The organism is Aliiroseovarius sp. D2-2 (genome assembly GCF_055809455.1).
Genome location: NZ_CM147913.1, coordinates 656,711 through 674,290 on the forward strand (window position 1 = coordinate 656,711; position 17,580 = coordinate 674,290).

Annotated in this window: 15 protein-coding genes, 1 other RNA gene and 2 pseudogenes; 13 read left to right on the forward strand and 5 right to left on the reverse strand. The window is 57.3% G+C overall.

The window, feature by feature from the left end:
• The first annotated feature begins 24 nt into the window (after window positions 1-24).
• Window positions 25-122, forward strand: an RNA gene (ffs, locus tag AC0L6A_RS03265) — signal recognition particle sRNA small type.
• 286 nt (window positions 123-408) lie between these two features.
• Window positions 409-1,440 carry a ribosome small subunit-dependent GTPase A gene (gene rsgA / locus AC0L6A_RS03270; RefSeq protein WP_473292177.1) on the forward strand — a complete coding sequence of 344 codons (1,032 nt, stop codon included), beginning with the start codon at window positions 409-411 and terminating at the stop codon, window positions 1,438-1,440.
• A 9-nt stretch (window positions 1,441-1,449) separates the two neighbouring features.
• Here the strand turns inward: rsgA and AC0L6A_RS03275 are convergent, their stop codons facing one another.
• The gene (locus AC0L6A_RS03275) at window positions 1,450-1,956 is read right to left on the reverse strand and encodes a phosphatase domain-containing putative toxin (protein ID WP_473292179.1); all 507 of its coding nucleotides are present in this window, start codon (window positions 1,954-1,956) and stop codon (window positions 1,450-1,452) included.
• Window positions 1,957-2,064: 108 nt separating this feature from the next.
• Here AC0L6A_RS03275 and AC0L6A_RS03280 point away from each other — a divergent pair, with 108 nt between their 5' ends.
• The 3 genes from AC0L6A_RS03280 to recR all read left to right on the forward strand — a co-directional run bounded on the left by AC0L6A_RS03280 (window position 2,065) and on the right by recR (window position 4,849).
• Window positions 2,065-3,834 (forward strand): DNA polymerase III subunit gamma/tau, encoded by a 1,770-nt coding sequence (locus AC0L6A_RS03280; protein ID WP_473292180.1) that lies wholly within the window; start codon window positions 2,065-2,067, stop codon window positions 3,832-3,834.
• Window positions 3,835-3,901: 67 nt separating this feature from the next.
• Entirely contained in the window at window positions 3,902-4,246 is a 345-nt protein-coding gene (locus AC0L6A_RS03285; protein ID WP_246928790.1) for a YbaB/EbfC family nucleoid-associated protein, read from the forward strand.
• Window positions 4,247-4,252: 6 nt separating this feature from the next.
• Window positions 4,253-4,849, forward strand: coding sequence for a recombination mediator RecR (recR, locus tag AC0L6A_RS03290; protein ID WP_473292182.1), 597 nt, complete (start codon window positions 4,253-4,255; stop codon window positions 4,847-4,849).
• A 21-nt stretch (window positions 4,850-4,870) separates the two neighbouring features.
• Here recR and AC0L6A_RS03295 read toward each other — a convergent pair whose 3' ends face one another.
• From AC0L6A_RS03295 to argH, 3 genes are all read right to left on the reverse strand, one after another.
• Window positions 4,871-7,414 carry a TIGR02302 family protein gene (locus tag AC0L6A_RS03295; protein WP_473292183.1) on the reverse strand — a complete coding sequence of 848 codons (2,544 nt, stop codon included), beginning with the start codon at window positions 7,412-7,414 and terminating at the stop codon, window positions 4,871-4,873.
• A gap of 16 nt (window positions 7,415-7,430) precedes the next feature.
• Entirely contained in the window at window positions 7,431-8,696 is a 1,266-nt protein-coding gene (gene lysA / locus AC0L6A_RS03300) for a diaminopimelate decarboxylase (protein WP_473292185.1), read from the reverse strand.
• A gap of 232 nt (window positions 8,697-8,928) precedes the next feature.
• Window positions 8,929-10,326, reverse strand: a complete 1,398-nt coding sequence (argH, locus tag AC0L6A_RS03305) for an argininosuccinate lyase (protein WP_473292187.1) — start codon at window positions 10,324-10,326, stop codon at window positions 8,929-8,931.
• 169 nt (window positions 10,327-10,495) lie between these two features.
• On the opposite strand from argH, the gene AC0L6A_RS03310 reads away from it, so the two are divergent.
• The 3 genes from AC0L6A_RS03310 to AC0L6A_RS03320 are packed head-to-tail and all read left to right on the forward strand — an operon-like array spanning window position 10,496 to window position 11,701.
• Window positions 10,496-10,945 (forward strand): lytic murein transglycosylase, encoded by a 450-nt coding sequence (locus tag AC0L6A_RS03310; protein ID WP_473292189.1) that lies wholly within the window; start codon window positions 10,496-10,498, stop codon window positions 10,943-10,945.
• Window positions 10,914-11,033, forward strand: coding sequence for a lytic murein transglycosylase (locus tag AC0L6A_RS03315; RefSeq protein WP_473292191.1), 120 nt, complete (start codon window positions 10,914-10,916; stop codon window positions 11,031-11,033). The genes AC0L6A_RS03310 and AC0L6A_RS03315 overlap by 32 nt, the downstream gene beginning before the upstream one ends.
• The gene (locus tag AC0L6A_RS03320) at window positions 11,030-11,701 is read left to right on the forward strand and encodes a lytic murein transglycosylase (protein ID WP_473292192.1); all 672 of its coding nucleotides are present in this window, start codon (window positions 11,030-11,032) and stop codon (window positions 11,699-11,701) included. Before AC0L6A_RS03315 ends, AC0L6A_RS03320 begins: the two co-directional genes overlap by 4 nt.
• On the opposite strand, the pseudogene AC0L6A_RS03325 reads toward AC0L6A_RS03320, so the two are convergent.
• Window positions 11,698-12,284 (reverse strand): annotated as a pseudogene (locus AC0L6A_RS03325) (DNA-3-methyladenine glycosylase I). The gene AC0L6A_RS03320 and the pseudogene AC0L6A_RS03325 overlap by 4 nt on opposite strands.
• A 97-nt stretch (window positions 12,285-12,381) precedes the next feature.
• Between AC0L6A_RS03325 and AC0L6A_RS03330 the strand changes: the two are divergent.
• The 5 genes and pseudogenes from AC0L6A_RS03330 to yddG all read left to right on the forward strand — a co-directional run bounded on the left by AC0L6A_RS03330 (window position 12,382) and on the right by yddG (window position 17,577).
• The gene (locus AC0L6A_RS03330) at window positions 12,382-13,224 is read left to right on the forward strand and encodes an EAL domain-containing protein (protein WP_473292194.1); all 843 of its coding nucleotides are present in this window, start codon (window positions 12,382-12,384) and stop codon (window positions 13,222-13,224) included.
• Between the two features lie 158 nt (window positions 13,225-13,382).
• Window positions 13,383-14,560 (forward strand): annotated as a pseudogene (locus AC0L6A_RS03335) (acetyl-CoA C-acetyltransferase).
• 184 nt (window positions 14,561-14,744) lie between these two features.
• Window positions 14,745-15,467 (forward strand): acetoacetyl-CoA reductase, encoded by a 723-nt coding sequence (gene phbB / locus AC0L6A_RS03340; protein WP_473292195.1) that lies wholly within the window; start codon window positions 14,745-14,747, stop codon window positions 15,465-15,467.
• Window positions 15,468-15,763: 296 nt separating this feature from the next.
• The gene (locus AC0L6A_RS03345) at window positions 15,764-16,705 is read left to right on the forward strand and encodes a transcriptional regulator GcvA (protein ID WP_473292197.1); all 942 of its coding nucleotides are present in this window, start codon (window positions 15,764-15,766) and stop codon (window positions 16,703-16,705) included.
• On the forward strand, window positions 16,702-17,577 hold the full coding sequence (gene yddG / locus AC0L6A_RS03350; RefSeq protein WP_473292199.1) for an aromatic amino acid exporter YddG: 876 nt from the start codon (window positions 16,702-16,704) through the stop codon (window positions 17,575-17,577). The genes AC0L6A_RS03345 and yddG overlap by 4 nt, the downstream gene beginning before the upstream one ends.
• Window positions 17,578-17,580 lie beyond the last annotated feature (3 nt).

Consider the following 17,580-nt stretch of genomic DNA (forward strand, 5'->3'; position numbering starts at 1 on the left):
GCGCACAGGCTCATATATGAGGGTCGAGAGGTTGGCGCGGGCAGGCGCCTCGCCAATCTGGTCAGATCCGGAAGGAAGCAGCCACAACGAGTCCCGTTTGGGTCGTGTTCAGCCTCTCACCAGATTTCAAACCCGATGGATTTGAAATACCCGACAGGGGAAACAACCTTTCCCCGCAAGGGATCAAAGTTTACCCGGCACATGAAACGCTGTTTCAAAATGTCGGACCAAGCCCGCGCGGCCCTTCCAACAATTGGCCACGCATTTGAACGGAGGGATTTTATGAGTGTCGTCACCGCCTTGCAGGCAGGTTGTCGCCCGTCGGATTGATCCGGCCCTGCCTGACCCCATGCACCCAACGCCGCGTCTGCGCGACGGGTGAGATTTTATGCTAAATCAGGCAGACCAATGACAAAGACTCTCATAGACCTTGGATGGTCGACATCCTTCGAACAAGCACGTGCCGAACATCCCGATACCCTGACCCCTTACCGGTTGACCGAAATTCACCGTGCGCAGATGACCGCGCTGGGCGAAAAAGGTGTCGTTACCCTTACCACACCTAAGTACTCGGCTGGCGAACTGGCCGTGGGCGATTGGGTGCTGGCAGATCCGGAAATGCGCATTCAGCATATTCTTGACCGTCAGTCTATTTTGCAGCGGCGCGGTGCAGGAACTGATGCGCATGTACAGTTGATTGCAGCAAACGTGGACACGCTTTTCATCGTCACATCGTGCAATGATGACTTCAATATCGCCCGCCTAGAGCGGTTTTTGGCGCTTGCGCATGAGGCTGGATGTTATCCGGTTGTTGTGCTGACCAAAGCGGATCTTTGCGATGATCCAAGCGAATACGAGCGTGAGGCACAGGCGTTGGACCCGATGCTGTCGATCATATCGGTAAATTCGCGTGATCCTGAGGATGCTGCATCCGTCGCGGCTTGGTGCAAATCACCCCAGACCGCCGCCTTTATCGGGTCGTCAGGCGTGGGGAAAACCACTCTGACAAACGCGCTCACCGGGGGCGACGCAGCCACCAGCGCCATTCGCGAGGATGACGCGAAGGGACGGCATATGACCACCGCGCGATCGATGCGGCCAATGCTTGCTGGCGGTTGGATTATCGACATGCCGGGCATGCGCGCTTTGCGTTTGTTGGATACCCGCGAAGGGATCGACAACGTGTTTGACGATTTGGCCGAGCTGGAAGCGCAATGCCGCTTTTCAGACTGCGCGCACGAGACCGAACCCGGTTGCGCCGTTCAGGCTGCAATCGCCGAGGGATCGTTGGACCTAGAGCGGTTGGATCGCTGGATGAAACTTCGGCGTGGCGAAGCGAAGAACACGGAAACCGTTGCTCAGTCTCGTTCACGCGAGAAGAAATTCTCGAAGATGGTCAACACACATGTACGTGGGGCGGGTAAACGCAAAGGGCGTTAAGCTACTTCGTTACGATGGCGAGGTCGTGGCTTCGACTGTGCTTGCCCACAGCTCTTGCGCGTCGGTTTCCACCGCGCAAGGGCGCACATCACGCAAGCGGGTCAAAGCTTGATCCGGGGTCTCCCCCTGTTCACACAATAGTCTAAGCAGGGCCATGCCAGACCGCCCGCACCCGCCTTTGCAGTGGGCCAGAACCTTTCCGCCGCGATCCAAAATTTCACGCGCCTCATTCGAAATGGCTGGCCACATCGCAGCGATTTTGTCGGATGGTGCACCGAAATCACGGATCGGCAGGTGATGCCAAATCACGCCACTGGAATGTAGGTCTTCGCTCATATGCCCCGCGCCATAGCTGTCCATTTCGCTTTGCGTCGTCATGGACAAGACCATATCGGGTGCCCATTGGATCAGCGTTTCAAGGTCCTCGCGATAGTCGCCAGTTCGACCGGGCAAAGGGCAGATGCCCAGTGTTCCGTTTCCAGCGTTAAGCGAGGCGATGGGAAATAGTGGTTCCATAAGCATGGCCTAGCACGACTAACAGCGCGAACCAATTGGCTTTCGGTAGACGCCGCGCCGACATCGCCTTAGTCTGACCCGGACACGAATCCGGCCCGAAGGCTTTCCATGACCGACACCCAGACCGACGCGCCTGCCTATCAGGTATTGGCACGTAAATACCGCCCCGAGACTTTCGCCGATCTGGTGGGGCAAGAGGCTATGGTGCGCACGCTGAAAAACGCGTTTGAGGCTGACCGGATTGCGCAAGCATTTGTCATGACGGGCATTCGCGGGGTCGGGAAGACGACGACTGCACGCATTATCGCCAAGGGCATGAACTGCATCGGAAAAGATGGGCAGGGCGGTCCGACGGTCGAGCCTTGTGGCGAATGTGAACATTGCGTGGCCATTGCCGAAGGGCGCCATGTAGATGTGATGGAGATGGACGCGGCTTCGCGCACTGGTGTGGGTGATATCCGCGAGATCATTGAAAGCGTGCATTACCGGGCGGCCTCGGCGCGTTACAAAATCTATATCATCGATGAGGTTCACATGCTGTCGACCAGTGCGTTCAATGCACTGCTGAAGACGCTGGAAGAACCCCCCGCGCATGTAAAGTTCATCTTTGCGACGACCGAAATTCGCAAAGTGCCGGTCACGGTGCTGTCGCGCTGTCAGCGCTTTGACCTGCGTCGGATCGAACCCGAAGACATGTTGGCCATGCTGCGCCGGATTGCCGATGCCGAAGGGGCCGAGATTGCGGATGACGCGCTGGCGTTGATCACGCGGGCGGCTGAAGGATCAGCACGTGATGCGCAGTCTCTGCTGGATCAGGCCATTTCCCACGGGGCCGGAGAAACCACCGCCGACCAAGTCCGCGCCATGTTGGGGCTGGCGGATCGGGGGCGGGTGCTCGACCTGTTTGACATGATCCTGAAGGGTGACGCGGCTGGTGCGTTGACCGAACTTGGCGCGCAATACGCTGATGGTGCCGACCCAATGGCGGTATTGCGTGATCTGGCCGAGGTATCGCACTGGGTCAGCGTCATCAAAATCACGCCCGAGGCGGTGGAAGACCCAACGGTTTCGCCTGACGAACGCACGCGCGGGCAGCAAATGGCGCAAGCTTTGCCAATGCGGGTGCTGGCGCGGATGTGGCAGATGTTGCTGACCTCGATCGAGGAAGTGGGCCGTGCGCCCAACGCGATGATGGCGGCCGAGATGGCAGTCATTCGCCTGACACATGTGGCGGACTTGCCTTCGCCCGAAGAGCTGGTGCGCAAACTGAAGGACACTCCTGTTCCGCCTGCGGGCCCATCTGGTCCGGGCGGCGGAGGTGGGATGCCCGCTGGGGGCGGCGCCACAACGGGTGCTTCCGCCGTGTCTACGCAATCAATGCCGTCAGGACCAACCGGCGGAGCCACCGCTTTAGCCGTCGCGACGGAATCCGAACCTTCGTTGGCGCGCTATGCACGGTTTGAAGATGTAGTGGAGCTGATCCGCACCAACCGCGATGTGAAGATGTTGGTCGACGTCGAAGGCGGCGTTCGTTTGGCGTCGTATCAACCGGGTCGGATCGAATTCACCCCGTCTGATTCTGCGCCGCAGGATTTGGCGGCCCGCCTGGCGCAGCGCTTGCATGGTTGGACCGGCGTGCGTTGGGGCGTGACACTGGTCAATGGCTGTGAGGCCGCGACCATCACCGAAATCCGCGATGGCGAAAAGCTGGCGCTGGAGGAAGAGGCTCGCGCCCACCCGCTGGTGCAGGCCGTAATTGCGACCTTCCCAAAGGCGCAAATTACTGAAATCCGATCGGCCGAGGATATGGTGCAGGAAGCTGCAGAAGCGGGCCTTGCCGAGGTCGAAGATGAATGGGACCCGTTCGAAGAAGACTAACCCGCATCTTGTATCGCGCGGCATGCGCCCGTATCTAATTCCCAAGTTGAAACAGTAGGAGCATCAGATGTTCAAGGGTTTGGGTGGTCTTGGCGACATGGCCGGGATGATGAAAAAAGCGCAGGAAATGCAGACCAAAATGGCCGAGATGCAAGAAAGCCTCGAGACCATGACCGTGGTCGGCGAAAGCGGCGCAGGTCTGGTCAAAGCGACCGCCACCGCCAAAGGCGTTCTGACAAGCCTTGATATCGACCCGACCATTTTCAATCCGGATGAAAAAGAAGTGGTGGAAGACCTAATCCTTGCGGCGATCAAAGATGCACAATCCAAAGCGCAAGCCCGTTCGGAAAGTGAAATGTCCCGTCTGACCGAAGAATTGGGTTTGCCCAAAGACATGAACCTGCCGTTCTGATCCCTGATGAGTGAAGCCCCGCGTGACATCGAGAACCTGATCGAGCTTATGGCGAAAATGCCGGGGCTGGGGCCTCGGTCCGCGCGTCGGGCTGTGCTTTACCTGATCCGAAAGCGGGCGCTTGTCCTTACGCCTTTGGCAGACGCAATGCAGGCTGTGGCTGAAACTGCGCGTGAATGCGTGATTTGCGGCAATGTCTCGACCGCAGATCGCTGTGATATTTGCACCTCGGAAAAACGCGCAGTGGGTGAGATTTGCGTGGTCGAGGATGTGGCTGATCTTTGGGCGATGGAACGTGCCGGTCTTTTCAAGGGGCGTTACCATGTTCTGGGGGGCACCCTGTCCGCGCTGGATGCGGTTGGGCCAGAAGACCTTGGCATTCCGCGCCTGATCCAACGTGTTGTGGATGAAGAGGTTACCGAGGTGATCTTAGCGCTGAACGCTACCGTAGATGGACAAACCACGGCGCATTACATCGCAGAAGAACTTGAAGACAGGTGTCTGGTATCCTCACTGGCACAAGGCGTGCCAATTGGGGGCGAGCTGGATTATCTGGACGAAGGCACGATTTCCGCGGCACTGGCTGCACGCAAGCGGATGTAGCCATAGGGCATCTCGCATGGATCAGAACTGATCCAACAGCCGTTCCAGATAATCACGCTCCAATTCCGGCCTGTCAAACTCGCCCGACCGGCGGCGTAGTTCCTGCATAAGTTCTTCGGCGCGTCGATAAGTTTCTTCTGTGTCACCCAGCGGATTATCGGAGGCGTTTGCGCCGCGCCCGCCCGATTGGTTGCGTCCCAAGGGATCTTGATTGCCTGCGTTCTGGCTTTCACCGGGATTGCCACCTTGTTCACCCTCTTGACGCGCTTGTTCGTTGGTCATGGCTTCGTCAAAGCGGCGCAGCCCTTCACGCATAGCTTCCATTGCGTCGGCTTGCTGGTTTAGGGCTTCGGGAACGTCGCCTTCTTCCAGCGCATCTGCAGCTTGCCCCATGGCGCGCCCAGCCTCGTCCAATGCGTCGCGTGCGGCTTGACCGGACGGATCGCCTGCACCAGGCAAATTACGCCTTTGGGCATCAAGCTGATTTTGCAATGCACGCTGTTGGCCAGCCAAATCGCCACCCTGTTGCCTAGAGGGATCATCCTGTGCCCCGCCGTCGCCAGAGTTACCCTGTTCACCGCCAGTACCATCATGGCTTTGCCCCCGACCCTGACCGCCATCGCGCCCTTCGTTTTCTTGGGACTCGCCGGCTTGTGAGCCTTGACCTTGCTCTTGCAGGTCACGAAAAGCCTGATCCGAAAGCCCTTGTTGCTGACGCATGGTTTCGCGCAGTTCTTCACGCGCTTGGTCACCGGGTTGCTGGCCTTCACCGCCCTGCGCCATTTGCATGTTTTCCATCATCTGCCGCATCTGATCGAGCATCTGCATCGCTTCATCCTGACGCCCTTCGCGCATCAGCTCTTCAATCCGGTCCATCATTTCGTCCAGATCAGATTGGCTCAGCTCAATCACGTTTTCATTTTGCGGGGCGTTTGGGTCGTCTTCGCGGGGTTGCTGCTGGGCCAGTTGATCCAGATAATCACGCGTTGCCTCGCGGAACTCCTCCATCAGTTCTGCCAGCTCTTCTGGCGTGGCCCCATCCTGCACGGCCTGTTCCAGCCTGCGTTGTGCCTCGCGCATGCGGTCCCTTGCATCGTCCAGTTGGCCGTCTTCTAATTCTACAGAAACGTCCCAAAGAACCTGTGCAACCTCGTCACGCAAATCACTTGGCATCCCGTCCGAGACCTCAGAAAAAGCGACCCCCGCTTCGATCCGCCGGATCACACCACGCAGTTGCAGGTAAATCCCTTCAGGCAGGGACAAGTCTTCTGGATAGAAAAGTGTTGCGCGCAAAACTTGCGCGACACGGCGCGCATTGGCGCGGTTCCATAGTAAGTCGCGCCTTTGTTCGATCAGCGCTTTTGCAACGGGGTTAAGGAAGCGGCGCGCAGGTAGGATCATATGAAAGGGGGCGCTTTCACCGATCTGACCAGCGCCATCTTGTGCCTGCAATGTCAGGATGATGGGCAGGCCCGCAAACGGATGTTCCACAAGAGTTTCTTGCAGGTTTCCTTCGACCATTGTGCGTGCCCCGCGATAAGGAAGGGGCAGGTCCACGGTCAGGTCGCCACGCGGCTCTGGCGCGATAGTCAGTCCGTGTTCGCGGAGAACCTGATCCAACGCCAGTTGCATGACGACTTCGCCGTTGGTCAAGCCATAGTCATCGGTGGCAATGAAGCCGAGAGTGAACTCTCCGCTAAGCTGTCGGGTCAGCGGCCCATTCGTGCGAATCTCTGGGGGGGCATCCTCGATCGCCGTGATCGACCAGCTGCGCGGATTTGGTCCGGCGATGGATAAGGACCCACTTGTTTCAATCTGTTGACTGACACTTGGGCTATCACCCGGTTGAGCGCCCAGAATTGAGCCATCAAACGTCAGCGCTTGCAGATCGCCATATCGCCGAAGGGTCAGGCGACTGTCCTTGGGTACAGACAGTAGTCCATCCGGCTGGTCACCCAAGTACAGGTTTGGTTGACCCGTGTAAGAAGGCGGCTCGATCCAGCCTTCCCAGCTGGCAGCCGCGATTGCGGCCGTTGCCTCGCCAGCCCCAAGGGGTGAGATGGTGCGCCAAGACCCAAATCCCAGCGCCATCACGGCCGCTGTTATGGCGATCAGCCGCAGGGCGTATGGATCTTTCTGGGCTACGCGAAGGTTCGGCGCCACAGCATCGACCTTTTCCAAACGCCTTAGCATTCGGTTTTGATGAGCCTGCCACAGTTCGGACGAGGCTGGATCATCCAGCCCAGTTGCCTGATCATCGCTTATAGCGGAAATGGGGTGGCCGGGCAGACTGTCATCAAGCCGACGTAGGGCCTGATCTGTTTGCGGCCAATCAAACCGCCGTGCGGCAATGACTAAGCAAATCAGCGCTGCAATCGTCAGAAGAACACGGGGTACAATCCCTTGAAGCCCGCCGAACCCTGCAACTGCCACACCTGCAAGCAATACTGTTGCCAAGGGCCAGCCAGCTTGCCAGAGCCGTTCCAGAATCATCCCGCCCCTTGTCAGCGCCAAGGGCTTAGCAAGGCGCTTTCGCGCCCCGTCAGGTATGTTGGGCCGGGTCACCGGACCCGTGGGAAGATCACAGCCATGCGGGGATGGTATCGCGTCCTAGCATCTCTTCATAGGTGGGACGTGCGCGGATGACGGCATATTGATCATCCATCACCAGCACTTCAGGGATCAGGGGGCGCGAGTTGTATTCCGATGCCATCACAGCGCCATAGGCCCCTGCCGATCGGAAGGCGATCAGATCATCGGGTTTCAAGCTGTCCAGATCGCGCCCTTTTGCGAAGGTGTCACCGGTTTCGCAGATCGGGCCGACGATGTCATAGCGCGACTTTTCCTCGCCGGGGGCATTTTCAATGACCGGGATGATGTCGTGATGTGCTTCGTACATGGCGGGACGCACAAGGTCGTTCATCGCAGCATCCACGATCAGGAAATCCTGCCCTTCGCCCTCTTTCACATAGATGACAGAGGTGACCATGATCCCTGCGTTGCCCGACACCAGACGGCCCGGTTCAATCTCGATCTCGCACCCCAGATGGCCTACGGTTTCCTTCACCATCTGCCCATATTCAATCGGCAGGGGTGGCGCGTCGTTGGAACGCTCATAAGGAATGCCCAGACCGCCGCCCAGATCAAGTCGGGTGATCTCGTGACCGTCTTCGCGCAAGGCTTCGGTCAGTTCGGCGACTTTCTCGTAAGCCTCGCGGAAGGGCTGAAGTTCGGTCAATTGCGAGCCGATATGCACGTCGATCCCCACAGCTTTCAGGCCGGGCAGGGTGGCAATCTCGGCATAGACTTCGCGCGCACGGGCAATAGGGATGCCGAACTTGTTGTCCGACTTCCCGGTTGAGATCTTGGCGTGGGTCTTGGCATCCACATCAGGGTTCACACGCACGGTCACGGGGGCTTCGACGCCCAGTTCCGTGGCGACCTCGGACAGCACCCGCATTTCGGGTTCACTTTCCAGATTGAACTGGCGGATGCCGCCCGTCAGAGCCAGACGCATTTCGTCGCGGGTCTTGCCGACGCCGGAAAAGACAATGCGTTCGCCCGGCACACCGGCGGCAATCGCGCGGCGGTATTCGCCGCCAGACACAACATCCATGCCCGCGCCCATTTCACCCAGCAGCTTCAGAACGGCGAGGTTGGAATTGGATTTAACCGCAAAGCAGACAAGGTGATCAGCCCAGCCCAGCGCTTCGTTGAAAAGGCCAATATGCCGTTTCAGCGTGGCCGCCGAATAGACGTAGAACGGTGTGCCAACATCGGCAGCGATCTCTTCAATCGACACATCTTCGGCGTGCAACACGCCATCGCGGTAAAGGAAATGGTCCATTTTGGGCCTCGTCTGTCTGCGCTTTCTGACTGCCCTAGCGGAACTGCGTCCGACGCTCAACCCTCGGCCCATGTTGGAAACAAGAAACGCCGGTCGTTGTGACCGGCGTTTTGAAGTTTTGTGCTTAAGCGTTACTGCGCGCTTGTGTCTTCGGGCGAGCCGGGACGAATAGGTTCGCCATCGGCCCCACAGGCCGCGAGACCCAGAAGCGCTGTGATCAGAAGGGCGCGGATCATGCCAGCACCTCTTTCCAACGTGCGATTTGTTTGCGTACTTCGGATGGGGCGGTGCCGCCATAGCTTGTGCGCGAGGCAACCGAGTTGTGAACGCCCAAGACACCAAAGACTTCGTCGGTGATCTGCGCGTTTACGGACTGCATATCCTCAAGCGATAGGTCGGGCAGGTCGCAGCCGCGTTTTTCGGCCATCGCAACCAGTGACCCGGTTACATGATGTGCGTCACGGAACGGCATGTTCAGCGCGCGCACACACCAGTCGGCCAGATCAGTTGCGGTCGAGAACCCGGACGAAGCCGCAGCCTCAAGGCTTTCAGTATTCGCGGTCATATCTGACACCATGCCTGACATGGCAGCCAGCGCCAGCATCAGATTGTCGGCGGCGTCAAAAACCTGCTCTTTGTCTTCCTGCATGTCCTTGGAATAGGTCAGCGGAAGGCCCTTCATCACGGTCATCAGACCAATATTAGCGCCCATTATCCGTCCGATCTTGGCGCGGATCAGCTCGGCCGCATCCGGGTTGCGTTTTTGTGGCATGATCGACGACCCGGTCGACCATTTGTCCGACATGCGCACGAAGCGGAACTGAGCGGACGACCAGATCACCAGCTCTTCTGCAAAGCGCGACAAGTGCATGGCGCAGATGGTGGCAGATGATAGGAATTCCAGTGCGAAATCACGATCTGCCACAGCGTCCAGAGAATTCGCAGCGGGGCGATCAAAGCCCAATGCTTCGGCGGTCATGTGACGATCAATTGGGAAGGACGTGCCGGCTAGCGCAGCTGCGCCCAGCGGGCTTTCATTCATCCGTGCGCGTGCGTCGCGAAAGCGCGACATGTCACGGCCAAACATCTCGACATAGGCCATCATGTGATGGCCCCACGTGACGGGTTGAGCGGTTTGCAGGTGCGTGAAGCCGGGCATCACCCAGTCTGCCCCTGCTTCGGCCTGACCCAAAAGGGCGCGGATCAAGGCTTCAAGCCCATCAATCGCCGCATCCATTTGGTCGCGGACCCAAAGTTTGAAATCAGTGGCAACTTGGTCGTTGCGTGACCGTGCGGTGTGCAGACGGCCAGCGGGTTCGCCGACGATCTCTTTCAAACGCGCTTCCACATTCATGTGAATGTCTTCCAGCGCGGTTGAGAAAGCGAATTTTCCGCCCTCGATCTCGGCCAGCACGGTCAAAAGACCTTCGCGAATGACCTTAGCATCGTCTTCGGTGATCACACCTGTTGCTGCCAGCATGGCGGCGTGCGCACGCGAGCCTTCGATGTCCTGTCGCGCCATGCGTTGATCATAGCCAATTGAGGCGTTGATCGCTTCCATGATCGCATCGGGACCAGCCGAGAAGCGGCCACCCCACATTTCATTCGCGGATTTCGTGTCGTCGCTCATGATCTGCCTTTCAGGACATAGTTCAGTTCCTGCATGCTATACGCGGCCCGACGGATGGGTGCAATTGCCCCGACACGGCGTGGATTTGCCGATCCCAGTAGTTTGGCTTTGAGCTACGCCGCCCGGTCCTTAGAGTGACCTGCGCGAATAGCCGTGAACAGGAGCCCACATGCCCCGATCATCTGCCCGATTTGATCGCAGGATGGCCATGACTTTGATGGCCGCCGCCACTTTGGCGCCAAGCAGGCTTTTGGCTGACAGTGGTTTTAACCGATGGCTGACAGAATTTTCTGCTAAGGCCCAAGCTGCGGGGGCTAGTAATGAGGCACTGAAGGCGTTGGGTAAGGCGAAGTACTTGTCTTCGGTGATCAAATCTGACCGCCGCCCGGCTGAAACCTCGCGCAGTTTACAGGACTATATCAGTTCGGCCGCGTCCCCTCAGCGTATTAAGGGTGGACAGAAGGTTCTTTCGCGTTACCCGACGCTTTTGAAGAAGATCGAGCGTCAGTATGGCGTCCCGAAGGAAATCATCGTTGCGATCTGGGGTATGGAAAGCAGCTTTGGCGCGGTGCGTGGACTCTACTCCTGTGCTGTCCACATTGGCGACACTTGCCTATGAAGGCCGCCGCCGGGACTTGTTCGAATCCGAGCTTATTGCCGCGCTTCAGATCACCTGTCTTCAGGCGATGTTTCCCCGTCGCGTATGAAAGGATCATACGCTGGCGCAATGGGGCATACACAGTTTATGCCCAGCTCTTATTTGCTCCATGCCGAGGATTTTAACCGGGACGGTGCGCGTGACATCTGGTCGGATGATCCGACGGACGCGCTAGCCTCTACCGCCGCCTATTTACAGACAAAGGGATGGCAGCAAGGTCAGCCCTGGGCGATCGAGGTTCGGTTGCCGAAGGGGTTTGATCTGGCGCTGACAGGTCGGGTTTTCACACGCCGTTTGCGCGACTGGGGGAAGCTGGGCGTTATGGATGTGAAGGGACGTGCTTTTTCTGGGTCCGAAAGCGGCGCGTTGATTTTGCCAGCAGGTCCCTCTGGCCCCGTCTTCATGATATTCCAGAACTTTCATGTGCTGAAAACCTACAATTATGCGGACAGCTACGTGATTGGAGTGGGACACTTATCTGATCGTTTGGCTGGCGGTCGTGCGATACAGGCAGACTATCCCAAAAAACCGTGGGGCATGAGCACCAAGGAACGACAAGCTTTGCAAAAGCGATTGAATGACCTTGGGTTCAAAGCAGGGCGGCCCGATGGTGTCATCGGCGAAAAAGGTCGTGCAGCCATTCGCGCCTATGAGCAATCTCAGGGGATGTCAGTGACCGGCGTGCCCAGTGTCCAATTGCTGGCGGGACTTCGTTAAACCTGATCGTGGCGGTGGCAACTGATCAGATGGTTGTTGAAAAGCCCGCAGGCTTCCATCCATGCATAGACGATGGTCGGGCCGCAAAACTTGAATCCTGCTTTCTTCAGGTCTTTTGAAATCTGCGTGGACAACGGGGACATGGTGGGCACGTCCGCCTGTGTCTTGTACTTGCCATTCAAAGGCGCCCCGTCGACATACCCCCACATCATATCACGAAACGCATCGGCCCCGCCCAGATATCGAGATAAGCCTGTGCATTGGTGATGGTGGCAGCGATTTTGCCGCGGTGGCGAATAATGCCCTTATCCAGAAGCAGACGCTCAACCTCGGCGTCGCCCCAAGTTGCGATACGTTCTGGATCGAAGCCCTCGAAAGCTGCCCGAAAGTTGTCTCGCTTTTTAAGGATTGTGAGCCAGCTTAGCCCGGCTTGAAATCCGTCAAGAATCAGCTTCTCCCAAAGCGCACGCCCATCCCATTCGGGTACGCCCCACTCAAGGTCATGATATTCCTGATATATTGGTTCGGATGAATGCCAGGGGCAGCTGCGAAGGTCAGGTTCTGTGCGCGAGGAAGAGGTCATAAAGGGCAATCCCATCGAAATTTAGGCAATTTATTTAGTTTACCTGTCGTTAGCATAGAATCGCCACTCATGGACCCGTGGCAGCAAAGGCGAGGCTATGTTTAACTTCAAAAACAAAACATCACCAGACGAACAAGCGGACGATACCGGCACCGGCCCGGCGGGCGATCCCCTAAGCTCGGCCTTAGGGATTCAGGATAAAGACGCAATCAGTCTTGTCCGCGAAGCACTGCGCAAAAAACGAGTCAGGCTTGCGTTTCAGCCAGTGGTTCAAACCACTCAACCCGATCGCCGCGCGTTCTTCGAAGGACTGGTTCGGGTTCTTGATCGCAATGGCCGAGTGATTCCCGCAAAAGACTTTATTGGTGCCGTCGAGGATCAGGAGCTTGGGCGCATTTTGGATGCTTTGGCGCTGGAAAAGGGGCTTGAGGCTTTGCAGGCTGAACCGAACCTGCGTCTGTCCATTAACATGTCCGCCCGTTCAATCGGATATCCCGGTTGGAAGAAGGTGCTTGAGCGCGGGCTGGAAGATGACCCGCATCTAGGGGAGCGCCTTATTCTTGAGATCACAGAGCGAACAGCGATTACCATGCCAGAGCTGGTTCAGGTCTTCATGGCTGAGATGCAGGGGCATGGGATCAGCTTTGCCCTTGATGACTTTGGGGCAGGCTATACGTCATTCAAATATCTCAAGGATTTCTATTTCGACATCATCAAGATCGACGGCGAATTTGTTCGTGGAATCCATCGTGATCCTGACAATCAAATACTTACTCAGGCCTTGGTGTCGGTCGCACGACATTTCGACATGTTCACCGTTGCCGAAAGCGTTGAGACCGCCGAGGACGCAGCGTTTTTGACCCAGATCGGGGTCGATTGCATGCAGGGTTACTACTTCGGTGTTCCGACGCTTGATCCCTATTGGCGGACCGCGGCTTAGGTCCCTGAAATGGGTTGGCTCACTCTCCAAGCTTGATTTTCTCTGCAATGCAGCACAGGATGCGCCCAGCAATGAACTTGCGGTAAATCGGCCGTTTCGGAAACATCCGAAGCGCCCGGGTTACTGCAGCTCGTCAGTCTGGAGGAAAAGGAAGCATCATGACCAATGTCGTAATCGTATCGGCTGCACGGACCGCAGTCGGCAGTTTCTCGGGAGCGTTTTCAAACACCCCGGCCCATGATCTGGGTGCCGCTGTTTTGGCCGAAATCGTCGCCCGTGCTGGTATCGACCCGTCCGAGGTCAGCGAGACCATATTGGGTCAGGTGCTTCAGGCCGGACAGGGTCAGAACCCGGCACGTCAGGCTCATATCAATGCGGGCTATGCCAAAGAAGCATCGGCTTGGGGTATCAACCAAGTGTGTGGTTCGGGTCTGCGCACTGTCGCGCTGGGCGCACAGCATGTTCAGCTCGGTGACGCCGCAATCGTTGCGGCCGGTGGACAGGAAAACATGACGCTCAGCCCCCATGTCGCGCACCTGCGCGCTGGGCACAAAATGGGTGACATGAAGTTTATCGACTGCATGATCAAAGACGGCCTGTGGGATGCGTTCAACGGCTACCACATGGGCCAGACCGCCGAGAACGTGGCCGAACAATGGCAGATCACGCGTGAGATGCAGGATGAATTTGCCGTAGCCTCGCAAAATAAGGCGGAAGCTGCGCAGAAAGCTGGCAAGTTCGCGGATGAGATCATGCCGTTTGTTGTTAAAACCCGTAAGGGTGAGACCGTTGTGGACCAAGACGAATACATCCGGCACGGCGCCACAATGGAAGCCATGCAGAAGCTGCGCCCAGCCTTCGCCAAGGACGGCTCGGTCACCGCAGCCAACGCTTCGGGCATCAACGATGGCGCTGCTGCCGTGCTGCTGATGAGCGCAGATGAAGCCGAGAAACGCGGGCTGGAACCGTTGGCGCGCATCGCGTCCTACGCCACCGCCGGTCTCGACCCGTCGATCATGGGCGTTGGCCCGATCCACGCATCGGGTAAAGCCTTGGATAAGGCTGGCTGGAAAGCTCAGGATCCTGGAATCTTGTTGAAGCCAACGAAGCCTTCGCCGCACAGGCCTGCGCGGTGAACAAGGACATGGATTGGAACCCGGAAGTGGTGAACGTGAACGGCGGCGCCATCGCCATTGGTCACCCTATTGGCGCTTCTGGTTGCCGTATCCTGAACACGCTGTTGTTTGAGATGAAGCGTCGCGACGCCAAGAAGGGTCTGGCGACCCTTTGCATTGGTGGCGGCATGGGCGTGGCCATGTGCCTTGAGCGTCCCTAAGTTCGCAGATATCGATCAAAAAGGCGCCTTCGGGCGCCTTTTTTGTTATGATTTTTGTCGCGATCTTGTTGCAGTTGCAAAATAAACTCTGCATTGCGGCAAAATGTTTGCGCAATAATATTGCGCAGGGTATATTGAAAATGTAATAGAGTTTCAGACCCAAAGATTCGAGATGGAGGAATACATGGCCCGAGTAGCACTTGTCACCGGAGGATCGCGCGGGATTGGCGCATCAATTTCGAAAAAGTTGAAGGCAGAAGGATACGAGGTCGCAGCGACCTATGCCGGCAATGAAGAGAAAGCCGCAGCCTTCACAGCCGAAACCGGCATCAAAACCTACAAGTGGAATGTTGGCAGCTATGAGGAAAGCCAAGCTGGTATTGCGCAGGTCGAAGCAGACCTTGGCCCAGTCGACGTGGTTGTTGCGAATGCTGGCATCACCCGTGACGCCCCGTTCCACAAAATGACCCCCGGACAGTGGCAAGAGGTGATCGACACCAACCTGACTGGCGTGTTCAACACTGTTCACCCGATCTGGCCCGGCATGCGCGAACGCAAGTTCGGCCGTATCATTGTGATCAGCTCGATCAATGGTCAGAAAGGTCAGTTTGCTCAGGTAAACTATGCTGCGACCAAAGCGGGCGATCTGGGCATCGTGAAGTCGTTGGCTCAAGAAGGTGCGCGCGCTGGCATCACCGCCAACGCAATCTGCCCGGGCTATATCGCGACTGAAATGGTTATGGCAATCCCGGAAAAAGTACGTGATTCGATTGTGGCAGGTATCCCTGCGGGACGTCTGGGTGAGCCGGAAGAGATTGCACGCTGCGTAGCATTCCTTGCGTCTGACGATGCGGGCTTCATCAACGGCTCAACCATCTCAGCCAATGGTGCGCAGTTCTTCGTCTGATCACGCAGGACAATCACAATTCAAGGGCTGGCCTGTTTGGTCAGCCCTTTTTGTTTGTGGCTTGGGAATCAAGCCAACCAAAAAACCGCGAACCCACATCGTGGCATGCTTGAATGCCTGAGCTCGTTCCGCGTGCGCACGATCAAAGGCTGCGCGCTGATCTGGTTGTGTGGTGGCTGTTTCCAGCATGGCTTTACTCCTGTTAAGCTATGTTTGCCTGTATTGAATGTGGTCTATTGATTGCCAACAGACAAACGAGACTTTCAAAGGCTTCAGGCAAGTGATACTTAACTGAAATGAGCGATCGTTTGCCCCCACTGACAGCGCTACGTGCATTTGATGCCGCAGCACGCCACATGTCGTTTCAGAAAGCTGCGGCTGAACTGAATGTGACCCCTGCGGCTTTGTCGTTTCAGATTAAGTCGCTTGAAGATCACTTTGGTGCCCCTCTGTTTCACCGATTAAATCGCGCGGTTGAGCTAACGGAAGCTGGACGTATCTTGGCCCCTGGCACAGCAGATGGCTTCGAGACCCTCACAACCGCATGGCGTGCGGCGCGGCGCAGTCTGGACAGCAACACTCTTACCGTAACTGCCGGCCCCGCATTCACATCCAAATGGCTTGCGCCGCGTCTTTATGCCTTCGCGCAGGATCATCCCGAGATCGAGCTGCGATTTGCCGCAGGTTTGAAATTCGTTGATTTGAACCGGGACGAAGTCGATGTGGCCATCCGATTTGGCTATGGTCCAGATGACGGGCTGTATTCTCATCCGCTTGCAAGTGAATGGCTAACCCCCGTCATGTTGCCTTCGATGGCTGAGAAATATCCCGATCCAAAAGACCTGTTGTCGGCCCCATTGATCCACAACACGTCAGATGACTTCTTGAACCCACCATGCGATTGGCCTGCATGGTTGCGCGCTGCAGGGGTAAAGGGCACCCCGCGTATCAAGTCTGTGTTTTCCCAGCCGGATCACGCGCTGGACGCCGCCATGGCCGGGGTGGGGATTGTGCTGGGGCGTCGTGCTTTCGTCATTAAATATCTGGCTGAAGGGCGTCTTGTTGCACCCTACGGCCTTGCCCTGTCAACAAAGGCGCGGTTTAGGTTTCTGTGCCGAAACGGTCAGGAAAGCCGTCCGGCGATTGCAGCATTTCGTGACTGGGTGCTTGCTGAGATCGAAAAGAACACGCATGTGTCCGAAGGTTTGAAAATCATTCCGCCCGAGGGAACCAAATGACGCGAAAAACAGCCACATTCGTCGGGTTCATCGCGGTGCTTCTGTGGTCTTTGCTCGCGCTGTTTACGGTCGGCACGGCCCCCGTGCCCCCATTCCAGCTTTCTGCGATGGCCTTTTTGATTGGCGGCGCGCTTGGTGTGGGATGGATTACCTCGACCGAAGGGCTTGGCATCCTTCGCACGATCAGCTGGCGGGTCTATGCGTTCGGGACATTGGGTCTTTTTGGCTATCACGCACTCTACTTCTCAGCCCTGCGCATGGCACCCGCTGCCGAGGCGGGCCTCATCGCCTATCTGTGGCCTTTGTTCATCGTGCTGTTCTCGGGATTGCTTCCCGGGGAAAGCCTTCGCCCAATGCATGTGATCGGAGCACTGGTTTCGTTCCTAGGGGCCGCGTTGATTGTGTTGGGGGGTGCGAAGGGCTTTGATGTCAGTGCGTTGCCCGGTTTCGGGCTGGCATTTTTATGTGCGCTGACGTGGTCGGGCTATTCGGTCCTTTCGCGTCGCTTGGGCAACACGCCAACCGCGTCTGTTGTGGTGTTCTGCCTGCTGACCGCGGCGCTTTCCACGGTTGCGCATTTGATCTGGGAAGACACAGTCTGGCCCAACGGCGCACTTGGCTGGGCGTCGGTCGCAGGACTTGGCCTGGGTCCGGTTGGGCTTGCTTTTTATGTGTGGGATGTGGGGGTGAAGCGTGGCGACATACAATTGTTGGGCGTCGCCAGTTATGGGGCGCCCCTTTTGTCCACGCTAGTGCTGATCATCGCGGGTATTGCAGAGCCGCACCCGTCTTTGTTGATCGCAGGCCTGCTGATCACGGCAGGCGCTTTGATGGCGGCGCGGGCCAGCGCTGGTTCATCTGAACAGACCTGACCC